Source organism: Gemmatimonadota bacterium (genome assembly GCA_039715185.1).
Taxonomy (GTDB): domain Bacteria; phylum Gemmatimonadota; class Gemmatimonadetes; order Longimicrobiales; family RSA9; genus DATHRK01.
This window is the reverse complement of record JBDLIA010000012.1, coordinates 1-16,442: the sequence shown is the minus strand read 5'-3', so window position 1 is coordinate 16,442 and position 16,442 is coordinate 1. Positions and strand designations below refer to the sequence as shown.

At 67.9% G+C, this 16,442-nt stretch carries 13 protein-coding genes; 6 read left to right on the top strand and 7 right to left on the bottom strand.

What is annotated here, in order from left to right:
* Window positions 1-122 precede the first annotated feature (122 nt).
* Entirely contained in the window at window positions 123-4,868 is a 4,746-nt protein-coding gene (locus ABFS34_03915) for a hypothetical protein (GenBank protein MEN8374571.1), read from the top strand.
* Between the two features lie 116 nt (window positions 4,869-4,984).
* On the opposite strand, the gene ABFS34_03910 is transcribed toward ABFS34_03915, so the two are convergent.
* Genes ABFS34_03910 through ABFS34_03895 form a run of 4 tightly spaced genes read right to left on the bottom strand, consistent with a single transcriptional unit; the run spans window position 4,985 to window position 10,713 of the window.
* Window positions 4,985-6,334 carry an amidohydrolase family protein gene (locus ABFS34_03910; GenBank protein ID MEN8374570.1) on the bottom strand — a complete coding sequence of 450 codons (1,350 nt, stop codon included), beginning with the start codon at window positions 6,332-6,334 and terminating at the stop codon, window positions 4,985-4,987.
* Window positions 6,335-6,350: 16 nt separating this feature from the next.
* A complete protein-coding gene (locus ABFS34_03905; GenBank protein ID MEN8374569.1) occupies window positions 6,351-7,928 on the bottom strand; it encodes an NAD(P)/FAD-dependent oxidoreductase in 1,578 nt (525 codons plus the stop codon).
* Window positions 7,925-9,511 carry an NAD(P)/FAD-dependent oxidoreductase gene (locus ABFS34_03900; GenBank protein ID MEN8374568.1) on the bottom strand — a complete coding sequence of 529 codons (1,587 nt, stop codon included), beginning with the start codon at window positions 9,509-9,511 and terminating at the stop codon, window positions 7,925-7,927. Before ABFS34_03900 ends, ABFS34_03905 begins: the two co-directional genes overlap by 4 nt.
* A complete protein-coding gene (locus ABFS34_03895; GenBank protein ID MEN8374567.1) occupies window positions 9,508-10,713 on the bottom strand; it encodes an aminomethyltransferase family protein in 1,206 nt (401 codons plus the stop codon). Before ABFS34_03895 ends, ABFS34_03900 begins: the two co-directional genes overlap by 4 nt.
* Before the next feature lie 68 nt (window positions 10,714-10,781).
* On the opposite strand from ABFS34_03895, the gene ABFS34_03890 reads away from it, so the two are divergent.
* On the top strand, window positions 10,782-11,885 hold the full coding sequence (locus ABFS34_03890) for an aromatic ring-hydroxylating dioxygenase subunit alpha (GenBank protein ID MEN8374566.1): 1,104 nt from the start codon (window positions 10,782-10,784) through the stop codon (window positions 11,883-11,885).
* A gap of 65 nt (window positions 11,886-11,950) precedes the next feature.
* On the opposite strand, the gene ABFS34_03885 is transcribed toward ABFS34_03890, so the two are convergent.
* From ABFS34_03885 to ABFS34_03875, 3 genes are all read right to left on the bottom strand, one after another.
* Window positions 11,951-12,490: a hypothetical protein gene (locus ABFS34_03885; protein ID MEN8374565.1), complete on the bottom strand. Its 540-nt coding sequence runs from the start codon at window positions 12,488-12,490 to the stop codon at window positions 11,951-11,953.
* A gap of 109 nt (window positions 12,491-12,599) precedes the next feature.
* A complete protein-coding gene (locus tag ABFS34_03880) occupies window positions 12,600-13,085 on the bottom strand; it encodes a hypothetical protein (GenBank protein ID MEN8374564.1) in 486 nt (161 codons plus the stop codon).
* A gap of 51 nt (window positions 13,086-13,136) precedes the next feature.
* On the bottom strand, window positions 13,137-14,120 hold the full coding sequence (locus ABFS34_03875) for a hypothetical protein (GenBank protein ID MEN8374563.1): 984 nt from the start codon (window positions 14,118-14,120) through the stop codon (window positions 13,137-13,139).
* A 168-nt stretch (window positions 14,121-14,288) separates the two neighbouring features.
* Here ABFS34_03875 and ABFS34_03870 point away from each other — a divergent pair, with 168 nt between their 5' ends.
* The 4 genes from ABFS34_03870 (at window position 14,289) to ABFS34_03855 (ending at window position 16,348) form a co-directional block, all read left to right on the top strand.
* Entirely contained in the window at window positions 14,289-14,822 is a 534-nt protein-coding gene (locus tag ABFS34_03870) for an RNA polymerase sigma factor (protein MEN8374562.1), read from the top strand.
* A complete protein-coding gene (locus ABFS34_03865) occupies window positions 14,797-15,198 on the top strand; it encodes a hypothetical protein (protein MEN8374561.1) in 402 nt (133 codons plus the stop codon). Before ABFS34_03870 ends, ABFS34_03865 begins: the two co-directional genes overlap by 26 nt.
* A gap of 2 nt (window positions 15,199-15,200) precedes the next feature.
* Entirely contained in the window at window positions 15,201-15,656 is a 456-nt protein-coding gene (locus ABFS34_03860; protein MEN8374560.1) for a periplasmic heavy metal sensor, read from the top strand.
* A gap of 80 nt (window positions 15,657-15,736) precedes the next feature.
* Window positions 15,737-16,348 carry an outer membrane beta-barrel protein gene (locus ABFS34_03855; protein MEN8374559.1) on the top strand — a complete coding sequence of 204 codons (612 nt, stop codon included), beginning with the start codon at window positions 15,737-15,739 and terminating at the stop codon, window positions 16,346-16,348.
* Window positions 16,349-16,442: the final 94 nt, after the last annotated feature.

The window sequence follows — 16,442 nt, the reverse complement described above, 5'->3', positions numbered from 1 at the left end:
CCATCGGGCGCGGAATCCGTTCCGAGGGATACGGAGGCTCTCCCCGGGAGGAAGAGCCAGCCGCACCCCAGCCCGTGAGGCCCTATATGCCGGTCCGCCCTCGAAGCCTACTCGCCGTTGTCGTGCTCGCGGCCCTGAGCTGCGCCGAATCCACGTCGATCCAGGATCCGGCCGACCTCTGGGACCTGGGCGAGATAGGTCCCTCCCTGTCCGTCATTCCCGCTCTGCCCGCGGTCTGCAGCGAGATCACGGGAACGGCGCTGATAGCCGATGAGGTCGTGCCGGTCGGCACGGTCGAGGTGAGCAACGACGAGGCCAACCTCTATGTCGTGTACCGCACCTCGGCGGCCTGGCCGATCCTGAACACGGCCGTGTTCGTGGGCGACTCTCCCGCCGACATTCCCGTAAACAAGAAGGGCAACCCCCGCGTCGGGAAGTTTCCCTTCAAGAGCGCTCACGGGCCGGGGACGATGGAAGTGGTGTGGGAGATCCCGCTCACCGAGGTCTCGGGGTTCGACGCGGTCATCGCCGCGTTCGCCCAGGTCGGCGAATCCGCAGAGGGGGCGTGGGGCGCCGGCACGGCCATCGTGGAAAACGGCAACTGGTCGACCTTCTTCACGCACACCGTGGCGGAATGCGCCGCCGAGACGATCGACTCGGACGGCGGCACGATCACCAGCCCGGACGGGCTCGCCACGCTTACGATCCCGGCGGGCGCGCTGCTCGCCCCCGTGGACATCACGATCGTACCGGCGACGCGGGAGGACCTCGACGGTCACGGCTCGGCGTCGATCGTCGAGACGACATCCTCGATCGATCCCTCACCCAATGTCAGCGGCTTCTCGGCCAATCTGGTGATCGACCCTCTCGAGCCGATCAACGGAGTGACTCCGATCGCCGAGACGATATGGGACCTGGGCCCCGACGGGCAGCAGTTCGAGGAGCCGATCCTGGTCACTCTGGGCTACGACGAGGCCGACCTGCCCGCGGGCTTCGATGAGAACCTGCTCGGCCTGTTCGTGATAAACGGCGTCTTTCCCGCGCCGCCGCCTCCCCACGTGGACGCCGTCGCGAACACGGTCTCAGCGGAGATCGACCACTTCTCGTTCGTGTTCGTCGGCGCCGAGCTGCTCCCCGCGGCCGATCTGAGGGTGCATCCCCTGGCCGAGTCCGCCGACACCATCGAGCTGGGCGAGTCGGTGACCTACACGGCGACGCTGTCCAACCTCGGTCCGGAGGCGATCTCGGACGGCATGGTCCACTACCAGGCGTTCGGATCGGTCATCGCGGGCCCCATAAGCGCAGGCTGCACAGAGGAACCGTTCCCGATCTTCCCCACGGTGCAGATCGACTGCGACGTGGGCGCGGTGGCCAGCGGCGGGTCGGTGGCGGCGCCGGCGGCGGTCTTCGTGCCGCAGGCCAAGGGTGTGCTGGAAGTGTGGGTCGACCCGAGCTCGGCCGGATCGATAGACCTCGACAACTCCAACAACCGCGCCACCGGTGACTACACCGTCGTGGACCCGGTCGCGGACCTGGAAATCCTGAACGTAAGCGACGACCCGGACCCGGCCGCGGTGGGGGAGGACATCGTGTACTCGATCTCGGTCGGAACCCCGCCCTCCACCAAGCAAGCGCTGGAGGGAGCCACGCTGCTGTTGGGTCCGATCGGCGACGCGACGTTCCAGTCGGCGAGCGATTCGACGTGCTTCGGCACCATTCTGGGCGCCACCTGTCCGCTGCCGACCCTGACCCCCGGTCTCGTCCACGACGTCCAGATAACGATGCGCCCGGATTCGGGGGTGAGCGAACTGCTCGCCACCATGAAAGTGCAGGTGCCCTTGGGGACGGTGGATCCGGATTTGGCCAATAACACATTGCTCGAATCGACCTCGATCGGAGTCCCCGCGACCGCCGACCTAAGCGTCTCGGACGTGTCGGAGTCGGCGGATCCGATCGAACTCGGGGAGACGATTACCTATCAGGCTACGGTATACAACCTCGGGCCGGAGGACGCGCCGGACGCGGGCGTGGCCTACCAGGTATTCGGCAACGTAGTCGCCGGCGCCCTCAACCCGGGGTGCGTCGACGTCTTCGCGCCGTTCCCGTCGGACGTTCGGATCGACTGCACGATCGGCCCACTTGCCGGCCAGGACCTCACGTACGTGCAAGCGGCGGCGTTCGTGCCGCAGGACACCGGTACGTTCACGGTCTGGTTGGATCCTCTCGGGGGTGGCTCCGTCGACCCGAATCTAGCGAACAACCGACTCACGCAGACGTTCACGGTCGTCCAGCCGGTCGCAGACCTCGAGATCCTGGATATCCGCGACAACCCGGATCCGGCCGCGGTGGGCGAGGACATCGTCTACACGATCACGCTCGGCACGGCGCCCTCCACCAAGCAGCCGCTGGAGGGAGCGACGTTGCTGCTGAATCCGCTCGGCGACGCGACCTTCCAGTCGGCGAGCGATTCGACGTGCTTCGGCACCGTTCTGGGCGCGACCTGTCCGCTGCCGACCCTGCCTGCGGGTCTCGTCCACGAGGTCCAGATTACGATGCGGCCGAACTCGGGCGTAACCAACCTGACCGTGAACGCTACCGCCAACGTGCCATTCGGCACCGTGGACCCGGATCCGTCCAACGACTTCATGCTCGAAACCACGACGATCGGCGGCTCCGGCGGGGCGGACCTCGCCGTCATCAGCGCCATCAAGTTCGCTGACCCCATCCAGCTTGGAGAGCAGCTCATCATTCAGGCGACCGTCCAGAACTTCGGACCGGACGACGCGCCCAACGCGGGCGTCGCCTACCAGCTCTTCGGCAACGTCGTTGCCGCGGCGGCCCAGCCAGGCGGCTGCACTGTGACCGCCGCGCCGGCGGTGGCCGATGCGGAGGTCGTGTGCAAGATCGCGAACATCACCGGCCCCGGGGTGTCCGCCGTGCCCTCGGCCATCTTCGAGCCGCTGGAAACCGGGACGTTTGCGATATGGCTGGACCCGGTCTCGGACGCCGCCGACCCGAACACGGCGAATAACAGGCTGACGGATTCCATCACGGTGACCGGCCCGCAGGCCGATCTCAGCATCGACCTGTTCACGGACAACGCCGACCCCGTGACGCCGGGCAGCGTGGTCACGTACAATGTGAACGTCGGCGTGAGCGGCGCGTCCGCTCGGGTCGATGGCGCGGTCCTCAGAATCCTGTTCACGGGCGATGCGGTGCTGTTTTCATCCACAGCGTCCTGCACGGAGATCGCCGGCGGCATCGCCTGCCCGCTGGGGTCCATGACCACGGGCAGAGCGGTGAACGTGGACATGACGCTGCCGACGCCAAGCCAAACGGTGACGGCGGAGGCGACGGTCGTCGTTCCCGCGGGGCTGACCGATCCCGACCTGTCCAACAACACGCGAATCGAGACCACCACCGTGACCGTCGGCGGGTCGGTCGCGATCAGCGTGGGCGATGTGATCGAGGACCTGTTGCCGGCATTCCCCCTCGTCGACACCTACGAGTTCAGCGGCACGGCAGGCCAGCTGGCCCGTATCCACCTGTCCCTGCTGGATGGCTCGAGCGGCACCGCGCAGCTGATCCTCTTTTCTCCAGGCGACTCGATATTCCCGGTGGGCCTGGAGGGCAGAGCCACTGACAATTCGAGCGCCAACCACGTCGTCGAGCTTCCGGCTTCCGGCACCTACCGGCTGGTGGTCGACCCCAACGGCACCGGGCCGTACCGCGTCGGACTGGGCACCGGCGAGGGCCGGCTAGACACCGCGTTCGGGCCCACCGGGCAGGGCTTCGTGAAAGGGCCCGCGGCTTCGAGCCCCGCCAACCCCTTCCTGCAGATGCAGGTCGTCGGCGACGACGTCGTCATCGTCGGTGAGACGGTCCTGACCCGCTACGACGCGAACGGTAACCCGGCTGCCGGGTTCGGGAGCTCGGGAGTGGTCGACCTGACCACGGCACTGGGCTCCGTCAGGGGGCAGGCCGTCAGAGTCCAGCCGGACGGCAAGATCGTGGTCGCGGCCTCCAGCTTCACGTTTCCGTATCCGTGGGTGATCGCGCGGTTCGACGCCAGCGGTGCGCTGGATCCGACGTTCGATTCCGACGGAATCGTCCAGGTACAGCTCGGCACTCGTTCGAGCTCCAGGCCCCTGGGCATCGGCTTCGTCCAGGACGGCCCGGACCTGGACATCATCGTCGGCGGCAACGCCGGAGATTTCGGGCAGCCGGTCGGCATAGCGCGACTGAACCCCGACGGCAGCCTGGACGCCGGATTCGGAATCGGCGGAACCGTGTTCGAGAGCGGCGGCATCAGCCCGCTCAAGGTCGACGTCCAGCCGGATGGAGGGATCCTGCTTGCTTCGTTGAACAGCATCCTGCGCTACACATCGGCCGGAGCGCTCGACGCGGGGTTCGCAGTCGCAGGGCGGCTCGACGTGGCCAACCGGATAGAGGGGCTGAGGACCCTGCCCGGAGGCGACATCCTGGTGCTCGGCGAGTCGAGCGGCGACGCGTACGTGATGCGCCTCAACCCGAACGGCACGCAGGACGGAGCGTTCGCCGGAGGCGGGTTCGCCGCGTACGACTTCGGTCAGCCCGACCGCTTCATCGGCGCGGCGCAAGACGCTTCGGGTGACCTGCTGGTGGTCGGACGCCAGCAGACGCCTGGCTTCGACTTCGAGTTCCTCGTGGTGAAGATGTCTTCGGCCGGCGTGCTCGACCCCAACTTCGGGCACGGCGGATACCTGCTTCAGCAGGAGGTCGATGAGGCGCGCGCGGTCGGCTTCGACACCCTGGGCCGCATCCTGGTCGGCGGACAGAGACTGGGCAGCGTCAAGAGTCTCGAGCTGACGCGTCACCTGCCGAACTAGGGAGGAGGCACAGACTTGAGGCACCACGAAGGCCCCGGACTCAGTCGAGCGAGCCCGGGGCCTTCGAACGCCCAAGAATGGGAGCGGGGCGATGATGCGGCGCATTTCGGGATTGATCATGGCGCCCCGCCTTCCTCATCGCCGGGCCGCTCTGCGTTCGCCCGAAGAGCCTCGATGGCCGCGTCCAGGTCTTCCCTCGTCAGTAGCTCTCCGGCCCGCACCACGGCGCGCACGCGTCGGGTCGCGGAGATGTGCTCCAGCGGGCTCGCCTCCAGCAGCACCAGATCCGCTGCGTAACCCGCGCGCACTGCTCCGAGCGAATCGGCAGCGCCCAGGAACCGCGCCGGCACGGTGGTAGCCGTCGCGAGCGCCGCGGCCGGCGTCAGGCCCGCTTCCACAAGCCACGCGAGTTCGTCGTGCAGACTCGCTCCCGGGACGATGAAGGGATTGCCGGTGTCGGACCCGGCGAGCAGCGGGACGCCGGCGTCGTGCAGTCGGCCGACCAGCCGGACCTCGTCGCGGAAGACCCCGCCCCTCCACGCGAAGTAGTCCGCCGGCCGCTCGCGCTGCATGCCGGCCAGCGCCTCCCACTCGCGAGTCACCACATCAGGCAGCAACGCGAGGTCGGGGGGCGCGTCCGCGTCCTCGACGTATCCCCGGACCGATTTGGCTCTGAGCACGACCAGGGTCGGGGTCTGGTAAGTGCCGGCGGCACCGAACGCGCCGATGACGGGATCGCAGTCGCCCGGCTCGGCCGGTTCGCACAGCGGTGGGTCGATCTCGTCGCGCAGGTGCTCGATGCTGACCTGTCCCGCCTGGGCGGCCTCAATCGGTGTCACTTCGCCGGGCACGTGGCCGGCGACCGGCAGGCCGCGCGCGGCCGCGGCCTCGAGCACCGCGAAATAGGCCTCGCGCGGGAGCATCGTGTAGACCTTCACGAAATCCGCGCCCGCCGCGGCCAACTCATCGACCGCCCGGGCCGCTTCTTCGGGCGTTTCTACGGCCAGGGAGATCGAGGGGTCGATCGGCTGCGGGCCGTCGAGCACCGGGCCGGAGGCGACGACCCGAGGCCGGAACGGGTCGGGCGATGCCTCGGCCGTGCGCAGCCTGTGCAGCTCTTCCATGGTACCGCCCATGTCGCGGATGCCGGTGATCCCGTGCGCCACAAAGAGCGGCAGGAAGGCGTCGGCCACGTCCGGTCGCCACAGGGCGTGAGTGTGCATGTCCCAGAGGCCCGGGATCACGTAGAGGCCCGCGCCGTCCAGGACCCGCGTGGTCTCCGAGAAGCCGCTTTCCCCGGCGCGCTCGACGCGGAGGATTCGGTCACCGCCGATCAGGACGGTCATGTCGTGCGCGACCGAGGCCGTCTCCACGTCGATCACGTCGACGCCTACCAGAGCCAGATCCGGGGCCGGGCTCGCGTCGGCGCACGCGGCCAGCAGGAGCAACGCGATCGCCGCCCTCATCGTATTGCCCGACCGGTCATCCCTTGAGTATCTCCCGCGCCGCGTTGAAGCCGGGAACCCCCGTCACCCCACCGCCCGGGTGCGTGCCCGCACCGCACAGGTACAGGCCCGCGATCGGCGCGCGGTACCGGGACGCGCCGGGCACGGGGCGCATGAAGAGCAGTTGGTCCAGCGTCATTTCGCCGTGATTGACATTCCCCTCGGACAACCCGAAGGTTCGCTCCATGTCCAGCGGCGTCATGACGTGCCGCGCCTCAACCAGCGAGCTCAGGCCGGGTGCGTACTCCTCGAGGGTTGCCAGGGCGAGGTCGCCCAGCCGCGCGCGCGCCGTGTCGTCCCACGCGCCTTCACGCAGGTGGTAGGGGGCGTACTGGAGGACGACGGACATGAGGTGCTTGCCCGCCGGCGCGACCGTGGGATCGGCGAGCGACGGAATCGAGACCTCCAGGCACGGCCGAGCCGAAACGCGGCCGTACTTCGCGGCGTCGAACGCGCGCTCCACGTATTCCAGGCTCGGGCCGATGGAGATCACGCCGTTCAGGTGCGGCCCTTCTCCGGGCAGGCAAGTGAAGTTCGGCAGCCCGCCCAGCGCGAAGTGCGCCTTCGCGCACACCCCTCGGTAACGAATGTTGCTCACCTTGCGCGCGAACTCCGTCCCCATTTCGCTGGGCTCCATGAGGTCGAAGAACGTGCGCCGCGGATCGAGGCTCGAGACGATTCGCGCGGCGCGGATCTCCGCGCGGTCGACGAGCGCGCCCACCGCTCGGCCGCCCTCCACGACGATGCGCTCGACCGCCGCGCCGGTCCGCACCTCGGCCCCGGCCTCGGTGCACGCCGCCACCAGCGCCTCGCTCAGCCGCCCGATGCCGCCGCGCACGCGCCTCATCGGACGGATGACCCCTGGCTGGGCGCCAACGTGGTGGTGCAGCAGCGTATAGACGGTCCCCGCCCCCATCGGCCCCTGGCACAGCCCAGCCACGGCGGACGCGGCCAGGGCGCCCTTCACCACGTCGCTCTCGAACCAGTCCCCCAGCAGTTCGTAGACCGACATCGGCAGAACGCGCATGACCTCGACCATGTCCTTCTTGCCGAGCCGGCGCAGCTTCAGCCCGAGCCTGGCGGAGGCGACGAGGTCGCCGATGTCGCCACCGGTCACGTCGGGGGGCGTGGTGGTCCAGGCAGCCTGGAGGAAGCCGGCGGCCTTGCCGATCAACTCGGTGAAAGGGACCCACGCGTCGGCGTCCGCGGGGGAGATCGGCCGGATCGCCTCGGAGGTCCTGCGCGCGTCGCGCCAGAGCGTGAGCGGAGTGCCCTCCAAGACCGGAACGAAGACCGTCGGGTCGGCGTCGAGCAGCTCGAGTCCGTGGCGAGCCAAGTCCAGGTCGTCGACCACACGTGCGCTCAACCCGCCGACCCGGTGCGCCCCGGTGTCGACCCGAAAGCCCGGGAACACCTCTTCGGTCGCGGCGGCCCCTCCCACCACCTCTCGGCGCTCCAACACCAGCACGCTCCTGCCCGCGCGTGCCAGGTAGGCGGCGGCTACGAGTCCGTTGTGCCCCGCGCCTATCACGATCGTGTCGTAGGAGCCGCTCATCGGGGCCTGTCCCGGAGGATCTTGAGCGCGGCCAGCCGCCCGGACGCGCCCGTGACGCCGCCCCCGGGGTGGGTCCCCGAGCCGGCCTGGTAGTAGTTGCGCAGCGGCGTCGTGAAGTCGGCGTATCCGGCCGTGGGCCGCAGGCAGAAGAGCTGGTGCAGGGAGAGCTCGCCGTGGAAGATGTTGCCGCTGGTGAGGCCCATCTCCCGGTCGATGTCCCAGGGCGTCATCACCTGACGGTGCAGGATTGCGCCCGGAAGGTTCGGCGCGTACCGGGCGAGCGTGTCGATCACGGCGTCGCCGAACGCCTCCCGCTTCGTCTCGTCCCAGCCGCCGCGCAGATCCGACGGCGCGTACTGCACGAAGATCGACATGACGTGCTTGCCGGGAGGCGCCATGCCCGCGTCGATCATCGACGGGATGATGATGTCCATGTACGGACGACTGGAGAAGTCACCGTACTTCGCCTCGTCGTACGCCCGCTCCAGGTAGTCGATGCTGGGGCTGATGGAGATCGCGCCCTTGTGCAGCGGGCCCACCCCGGGCTTGCTCGTGAAGTTCGGCAGCTCGCCGAGCGACAGGTTCACCTTGCCCGACGAGCCGCGGATCTTGAAGCGCTCGATGTCGCCCACGAAGTCGGCGGGCAGGTGCTTGGCGTCGACCAGGCCGAGGAACGTGCGCTTGGGATCGAGCGCGGAGACCACGACCGGGGCCGAGTACTCCCTGCCGTCGTCGAGCACGACGCCCGTGGCCCTGCCGCCCTTCACCGTGACGTGAGCGACGCCGGCCTCGGTCAGGATCTCGGCGCCGTGCGAGCGCGCCGCGCTCGCGATCGACTCGCTGACGGTGCCCGTGCCGCCCTTGGCGAACCCCCAGGCGCGCATGGCCCCGTCGATCTCGCCCATGTAGTGGTGGAGCAGCACGTATGCGGTGCCGGGGGAACGCGGGCCGAGGAACGTGCCGATGATGCCGCTCGACGCCATCGTCGCCTTGAGAGCCTCGGTCTCGAACCACTCGTCCAGGTAGTCGGCCGAGCTCATGGTCATGAGCTTGTGCAGCGCGTGGAACTGCTCGTGGCCGAGTCCACGGAAGTGCCTGCCGAGCTTGAGGAAGCCCATCAGGTCCCCGGGGCTCAGCGAGGTGGGATCGGGAGGGATCGTGGCCAGGATCGGCTTGACGGCCACCGCGAGCTGATACATCAGCTTGCCGAAGTCGTCGTACGCGTCGGCGTCCCGCGGCGAGTGCCTGTAGATCTCCCGCCGGGTGTGATCGTGATCGCCCCAGCGCACCAGGTAGTCGTCGTTCGGGAGCGGCGTGAACGTGCTCTCCAGCGGCAGGATCCGGAGTCCGTGCTTGGGCAGCTCCAGGTCGCGGATGATCTCGGGCCGCAGCAGGCTCACCACGTAGGAGAGCACCGAGTACTTGAAGCCCGGATTGACCTCCTCGGTGACCGCGGCGCCGCCGAGCACGTGCCTCTTCTCCAGGACCAGGACCGACTTGCCGGCGCGCGCGAGGTAGGCCGCGGCGACCAGCCCGTTGTGTCCGCCGCCGACGACGATCGCGTCGTACGAGGCCGCGCTCACCCGGGCATCGCCGGCGTGCTGCGCTTTCGCTCCGGATCGAAGAAGGGCGTCTCGACCACCCGCGCCGCGGCCCTCTGGCGATGGTGCTCGACGGTGACTTCGATGCGCAGGTCGGTCCCGATCCCGGCGTGTCCGGACTGGAGGTGCGCGAGCGCGATGGACTTCTTGAGCAGCGGAGACCAGCACCCGCTCGTGGCGTAGCCGACCTGCGTCGTGCCGCTGTATACGGGTACGCTCGAACGCCAGCCCTGCGCGGGGAGTTGAGGCGGCAGCCCGACCTCGCCGTACAGCGCCTCGAGAGAATCCCAGCTCACTTCGAGACCGCGGAATTGCCACTCGGGCCCGCGCTGTTTCTCGGCGATCAGAGCGTCGCGCCCCAGGAACGAGTCCTTGCCGAGATCGACCGTCCAGCCCAGCCCCAACTCGAACGGCGAGGATTTCTGGTCCTCGATGAGTGCCCGGTGCGCGGGCACGTAGTCCACGCCGATCAGCACCAGGCCCGCCTCCACCCTGGCGAGGTCGAGCGCGAGCATGCCCGCGGGCAGGATACGATGTCGGTCCCCGGTCTCCATCAGACCATCCCAGAGCGCCTCCGCACGCGCGGGCTCCGCCCAGATCTCATAGCCGAGGTCGCCGGTGTAGCCGGTGCGCGTTATCTCGACCGGCACGCCCCCGATCTCGCCCTTCGTGAGCCGGAAGTAGCGCAGGTCGTCGGCGACCCCGCCGGCCGCGTCGTGCAGGATCCGGCGGGCGTTGGGCCCCTGGAGCGCCAGCGCGGCCAGGTCGTCGGAGGTGTCCCGAATGGACACGTCCATGCCGAGCGCGTTGTCCTGAAGCCAGCGCAGGTTCGGCTCGGCCGAGGTGAGCCGGAACGAGTCGTCCCCGAGGCGTGCCAGCGTGCCGTCGTCCATCACCTTGCCGGCGTCGTCGCACCACGGCGTGTAGAGGACCTGATGCGGCTTGCACCTGGTGACATCGCGGGTCACGACGCGGTCCAGGAGTCGCTCCGCGTCCGGTCCCTCGATCCCGTACTTGAACAGGGGAGAGACGTCGATCAGGGCGGCCGAGTTGCGGATCGCCCAGTACTCGCGGTCGTGGCGGAGCTCGTAGGAGCTCGCCGCGAGATAGCCCGACCAGCGGCGCCAATTCTGCGCCTGACTGAGGCGCGCGGTGCGCGCGTGGAAGGGGGTGATCCTCAGCATGGCGCAGTGTACCGGAGGCCTGTATTCTCGGCAAATTGCCGCGCCGATCACGTGGTCAGGTGAACTCCATGTCTACCCGCACAGCCCATGACGCGAAGACCCTCGCCGGCAGGTACTACACGGGCGAGGACGTCTACGAGGCCGAGACCAGGAACGTCTTTTTCCTGCGCTGGATCTACGTGGGGCGGACGAGCGAGCTCGCTGGCCCCGGCAGCTACTTCCTGCGCGAGGTCGAGTCGGAGAGCGTAATCGTGCTGCGGGATGGCGCGGGTGAGCTGCGCGCGCATCACAACGTGTGTCGGCACAGGGGGACGCGCCTGCTCACCGAGCCCGAAGGCCAGCTCTCGAAGTCCATCCAGTGCCCCTACCACGCCTGGACCTACGGGCTCGACGGAGCGCTCGTCGGCGCGCCGTTCATGGACGAGGTCGAGTCGTTCTGCCGGGAGGACTACCCGCTCAAGCCCGTGGCGGTGGCGACCTGGGAGGGCTGCGTCTTCGTCAACCTGGCGCGGGACCCCGCGCCCTTCGAGCGGGCCTTCGCGCCTTTGATCGGCAAGTTCGGCTCGTGGACGATGGACGAGTTGGAGATCGCGCACAGCATCACCTACGAGATCCCCGCCAACTGGAAGCTGATCTTCCAGAACTACTCGGAGTGCTACCACTGTCCGAGCCTCCACCCGGCGCTGAACCGGCTCACCCCTTTCAGGAACGCCTCGAATGACCTGGAGGAAGGGCCGTTCTTAGGCGGCCCCATGCGGATGGCGATCGAGGGCGGCAGCATGACCATGAGCGGACGAACGTGCGCGCCCTCCCTCGGGGACCTGAGCGGCGAGGCGCTCAACCAGGTCCAGTACTACACGATCTACCCGAGCATGCTGCTGAGCCTGCACCCCGACTACGTGCTGATCCACCGGATAGAGCGGCTGGCCACGGACCGGACGCGGGTGGTCTGCGACTGGCTCTTCCACCCCGACGCGATGGCGGCGCCGGACTTCGACCCGAGCGGCGCGGTGGAGTTCTGGAACATGACCAACCAGCAGGACTGGGACGTCAGCGCCCTGTCGCAGCAGGGCATCTCCTCACGCGCCTACACGCCGGGCCCCTATTCGGAGCTGGAAAGCGTGATCGCCGCGTGGGACCGGGAGTACCTTCGCTCGATAAGCGAGGGGTAGGGGCGCAAAAAAACGGGGCGGCCCGCACCGGACCGCCCCGCGTGATTCACGCGTCCGGATGCCGATTACTCGCCTTCTTCGGCGTCCCAACCGAGCGGGATCATGATGTGTGCGTATGGCGTGTCGGGCCACATGATCCAGGGTCCGCCGTTGTAAGGATCGGTGGACAGGTCGTCGAACATGGAATGGTCGGGAACCAGCATCATCAGATGCGGCCCCAGGCCCACGACCCAGTCCTCATCGGAAGTCTTCTCCGTGGCGTACGGATCCGTATTGCTGACCGGAGTGTCGCCCATGAGCATGTACCCGATGCCGACCTTCTCGTAGGTCGGCTCGGTCTTGTTCATGTAGGCGTGCAGGAAGTCGAGCCACGCGTCGTTCACGCACCAAGGGTCGTTGCCTTCCGTGGCCGCGTTGTTCGGCAGGCACGTCCAGCCGTTGGTGCCCTCGCGCAGCGTGTTCATCTCCCAGTCCAGGATCGTCGCGTCGGCGGACAGCGACGCAGGCCCGGCGCTCATGGCGCTCGCGATCTGGTCGTCCTGGGCCATGAGGGCGAGGGGGAACAGCAGCAGCACGGCGATGGTGGCCAGGGCGGATCGAATCATGGGTATCTCCTAAAGCTGGGGTCGGCTCGCTAGGCTCCATAAACCTATCCACCTGACGATTGTGCGGCCAGCCGAGGAGGGGCAGGGGGAGCCGGCTCGCGATGTTCGTTCAGTGCCCCTGAGTCACCGCCGCGAGGCTGTCCAGCTCGGCCATGAACTCAGCCGGGTACGAGACCGCGAACTGAGCTCGGAAGAAGTCTCGAAACCAGTCGTCCTTCAGGAAGAGGGAGAAGTTCGAAGCGTGCTGTAGCCAGGTCTCCTCGCTGATCGCACCCGTCGCCCTCAGCTCGCTCGCTGCGAACACGATCGCCGCCCACTCGCTGGTCCAGTTGATCGCCTGTACCAGCTCGACCTCCGTCAGGCTGTCGGGGGTGGAGAACATGCGGAAGATGGTCTCGGCGAACTGCGGGTTCTCGACGGCCCTGCTAGCGACTTCCTGGTAGGCGGAAGCCAGCGACATCTGCACCGTGGCGTCCAGGTTCTTCTGGTTCTGCCGCAGCTCCACGATCACGAATACCAGGCCGACGAGGATCGCCAGGTTGGCGACCAGGGCGACCGTGCTCGACCAGTCCTTCGGCTGCCGTTCAGCGCCCATTCGGGACCCTCCCGAAGCGTTTTTCGTAAACCGCCGGAGAGGGCGCGAAGCCTACCGCCGCGGTCGCGGCATCCGCGCCTCGAGTTCCTCCGGCAGGTACTTGCCGGCCAGCGTGAGTATGCCACTCGGGCCGGCGTCGATCCACCGCTTCAGGAGGATGTCTTCTCCGCGCGCCTCCTGGGCGAGCCACAGCGCCACGGTGAGCGCGCCCCACTTCTCGGTGAACGGTCCCATCGACAGGCCTTCGAGGAGCGCCTCGGCGTCCTCGTCGGAGGCGTGCTCCAGAGCCGCAAGCCTCTCGACGAAAACGATCTGGAGTCTGTCGAGCGTCTCCCGCGCTCGCGTCGTCAGGTCCCCCCGCGGGGTCACCCAACGCGCGGACAGCGACCTGTAGTTGCCGACTCCCTCTTTGAGGCACTCCCACAGGGCCCGGTCCAGCGGGGTAACCAGGTCGATCGGATGCTCCTTGCGCCATGCCTTGTGCAGGAGGTGGGTGAACTCGTGGGCGAAGAACCTGTCGATGCGGTTGGCGTTCGACGCCTCGGCGGCTCCCCCGTAAAGCTTCGCCAGGCGGCGCACGTCGAAGGCGATTGTAGTGTCCGACGGCGCGAAGCCGTCTTGGCCGCCCACGTTGCCCATGACGACGAGGACCCTCGGCGGGGGCGCGACGGAGCCGAACGGTACGCGCAGGGAATCGACGGCGCTCGACCACGTGCCCTCATGACTGCGAATCAGCGCCACCCAGGCGGCTTCGTCGTCGGTCAGCGGGTGCCGATCTTCCAGCATCGCCGGCAGCTCGGCCTCGGAGTGGAAGACGCCGAGAACGTCCACCCACTCCTCGGTGACCGAGCCGTCACGCTCCACGCCTACGACCAAGGACAGCGTGACATCGGCGGGTGAGGTCGAGTCACGTTGCGCTGCGACGGGCGCGGCCGGAACGGACGCCGCCAGGAATAGCAGCGAGACCGGCAGGGTGGCCATCGCCAGGTGGCCGAGCCGGCTTTCGCGAAAAACAACTCCAGGTTGCTCGTTCATCTCTCTCGATCCCGGGTGTCCGACTGCGTTGAAGCCCTACGATCCCGGTGGCGCTCGACGGGTTGACACGCGTAGCGTCTGCCGGCGCCGCTGTCATATGAATGCGCACCAGGAGTCACTCACGTACCGAACACGGAGCGGAACGAACTCCGAAAGGTCGTCGGACGCATGACACCGACCGAGCTGGAAGCCCAGCTGGAGCGGCTGCATGGAGATAGCTACGGTTGGGCGCTCAACTGCTGCGGCTGGGACCGATCTGAAGCGGAGGACGTGCTCCAGACGGCCTACCTGCGGGTGGTCTCGGGGCAGGCTCGCTTTGGCGGGCGCTCCGCGTTCAAGACCTGGTTGTTCGGCGTCATTCGCCGAACCGCGCTGGAGTCGTACCGGCGGGCGAGGTCGCACCGCCAGAGCGCTCTGCGCCTCGTACGAGATGACGTCCAGACCCCTCCGGAGGATGTGGAGGCGAGGCTGGAGCGGGCAGAGTCGAGCCGCAGGCTTGTGGCCGCTCTGGGGGAAGTTTCAGAGAAGCAGCGAGAGGTGCTGCACCTGGTGTTCTACCAGGACCTCTCCATTGCCGAGGCGGCGCAGGTTATGGGGGTTTCACTGGGATCTGCGCGTACCCACTACGCGAGGGGCAAAGACAGGCTGCGTGCCCTTCTGACGGAGGACGAGACGGGTGGACGACCAGCGACCGGATCGTGATCTCAGGGAGCTCTTCGACGAGCTCCGCACGGAGGACGCGCAGGCGGCGCCCGACTTCCCGACCCTGACGGCCCGGGCCCGGGCTGAAGGTCGGCGAGCGCGGCCCGTGCGGACGAAGCGATTGCTATTGACCGGCGGCCTATTGGCCGCGGCCGCCACCGCGGCCGTGATGCTGGTGGGCCGGGCGCCGATCTCGGATGAGGGGTTCGAGGAGGTTGTGACGGCGTACGCGAGCGATCCGCTCCTGGGGGCATTCCGGTCCCCGACGGACGCGCTCCTCGCCGTACCCGGCGGCGAGATCGTCACGACGATTCCTCGCGTCGGAGACGTGTCGACGGTGTTCGGCGTCTCGGGCCTGACTCGCAGAGTGAATTGACCATGAGGATTTCGGCTATGAAAAGGCTGCGCGGACTACTGTTCGTCGTTGGTGTCGGGTTGGCTCCAGCACCTGCCCTGGGGCAGGAGGCGGAAGATCCGAATCCGCTGGAATCGGTCCTGTACGCGCCCGAGCTGATCATGCAGCATCGGCGCGCCATCGACCTGAACGACGAACAACGGGACGCCATCAGCCGCATGATCCAGGAGTTGCAGGGGCGGGTGATGAGTCTGCAGTGGCAGCTCCTCGACGAGATCGAGACGCTCAAGGAGACGCTCGGAGAGGACCGCATCGACCAGGATCGCGCTCTGGATCAGATGGAGCGCTTGCTGGACACGGAGAAGGAGATCAAGCAGGCGAACCTGGAGTTGCTCATCAGGATCAAGAACGTCTTGACGCCGGCCCAGCAACGGACGCTGGACGGGCTCAGGGCACCGGCTGGCGGCGACCAGCCCTGACCCTGCTATAGAGGCATCGTCAGAGTCCGACCGCCTGCGCGAGATTTGGTCGGAGATCCAACGTGAATCGAGGGACGAAGATGTCGAAATGCGATCGCCTTCCGGCGCTGCTCGTCGCCGCGTTGATGCTAGCGGCGGGTCCGCTCGCGGCCCAGCAATCCACGACCCGCGGCTTCAGTCTGGGGGTCCAGCTCCAGGGCGCATCGCTATCCGTGGAAGACGGGGATGCCGACAACGGTGGCGGCCTGGGCCTCAAGCTCGGATACGGGATCAATCGTATCGTGACCCTGTACGTTGCCCTCGACGGGGCGCAGGTCACGGCAGAGAACGCGCCGAACCTGACGGGCGAGTGGTCTATGGCCCACGTCGACTTTGGAGCCCGCTTCCATTTCGCGAACTCCCTCCGACGCTGGGTGCCCTACCTCGAAGCCGCGATCGGCTCACGGGTGGTGGGCGTGGACGAAGCCCAGGTGGATGGACAGGATGTCCCGGACACCAACTTCAACGGCGCCGCGTTCACCGTGGGCGGCGGTCTGTCCGTGTACGTCAAGCAGTCGTTCGCGCTGGACGCCGGTCTCCGGGTCAGCGGCGGCGAATTCACCGAAGTCGAGGTCGGACAGGTTTCGGTCGGGGGTCTCAACATCGACGCCACGTCGACCCGGCTGGGGGTCGGCGTGGTCTGGTGGCCCTAGTGTACCGTTGCAGAAGTCCCGTAGGCATTCGGCCCGCGCTGCATCCCGCGGATGCGGCGTTGGAACTCCTTGCCGTAGCGACGGCTACGGCGCG

What these genes read in the sequence shown, in the direction of transcription:
- ABFS34_03890 (MEN8374566.1), top strand. Translation starts at nt 10,782, where the DNA reads ATGTCTACCCGCACAGCCCATGACGCGAAGACCCTCGCCGGCAGGTAC.
- ABFS34_03875 (MEN8374563.1), bottom strand. Translation starts at nt 14,120, where the DNA reads ATGAACGAGCAACCTGGAGTTGTTTTTCGCGAAAGCCGGCTCGGCCAC.
- ABFS34_03880 (MEN8374564.1), bottom strand. Translation starts at nt 13,085, where the DNA reads ATGGGCGCTGAACGGCAGCCGAAGGACTGGTCGAGCACGGTCGCCCTG.
- ABFS34_03860 (MEN8374560.1), top strand. Translation starts at nt 15,201, where the DNA reads ATGAGGATTTCGGCTATGAAAAGGCTGCGCGGACTACTGTTCGTCGTT.
- ABFS34_03855 (MEN8374559.1), top strand. Translation starts at nt 15,737, where the DNA reads ATGTCGAAATGCGATCGCCTTCCGGCGCTGCTCGTCGCCGCGTTGATG.
- ABFS34_03895 (MEN8374567.1), bottom strand. Translation starts at nt 10,713, where the DNA reads ATGCTGAGGATCACCCCCTTCCACGCGCGCACCGCGCGCCTCAGTCAG.
- ABFS34_03870 (MEN8374562.1), top strand. Translation starts at nt 14,289, where the DNA reads ATGACACCGACCGAGCTGGAAGCCCAGCTGGAGCGGCTGCATGGAGAT.
- ABFS34_03885 (MEN8374565.1), bottom strand. Translation starts at nt 12,490, where the DNA reads ATGATTCGATCCGCCCTGGCCACCATCGCCGTGCTGCTGCTGTTCCCC.
- ABFS34_03905 (MEN8374569.1), bottom strand. Translation starts at nt 7,928, where the DNA reads ATGAGCGGCTCCTACGACACGATCGTGATAGGCGCGGGGCACAACGGA.
- ABFS34_03910 (MEN8374570.1), bottom strand. Translation starts at nt 6,334, where the DNA reads ATGAGGGCGGCGATCGCGTTGCTCCTGCTGGCCGCGTGCGCCGACGCG.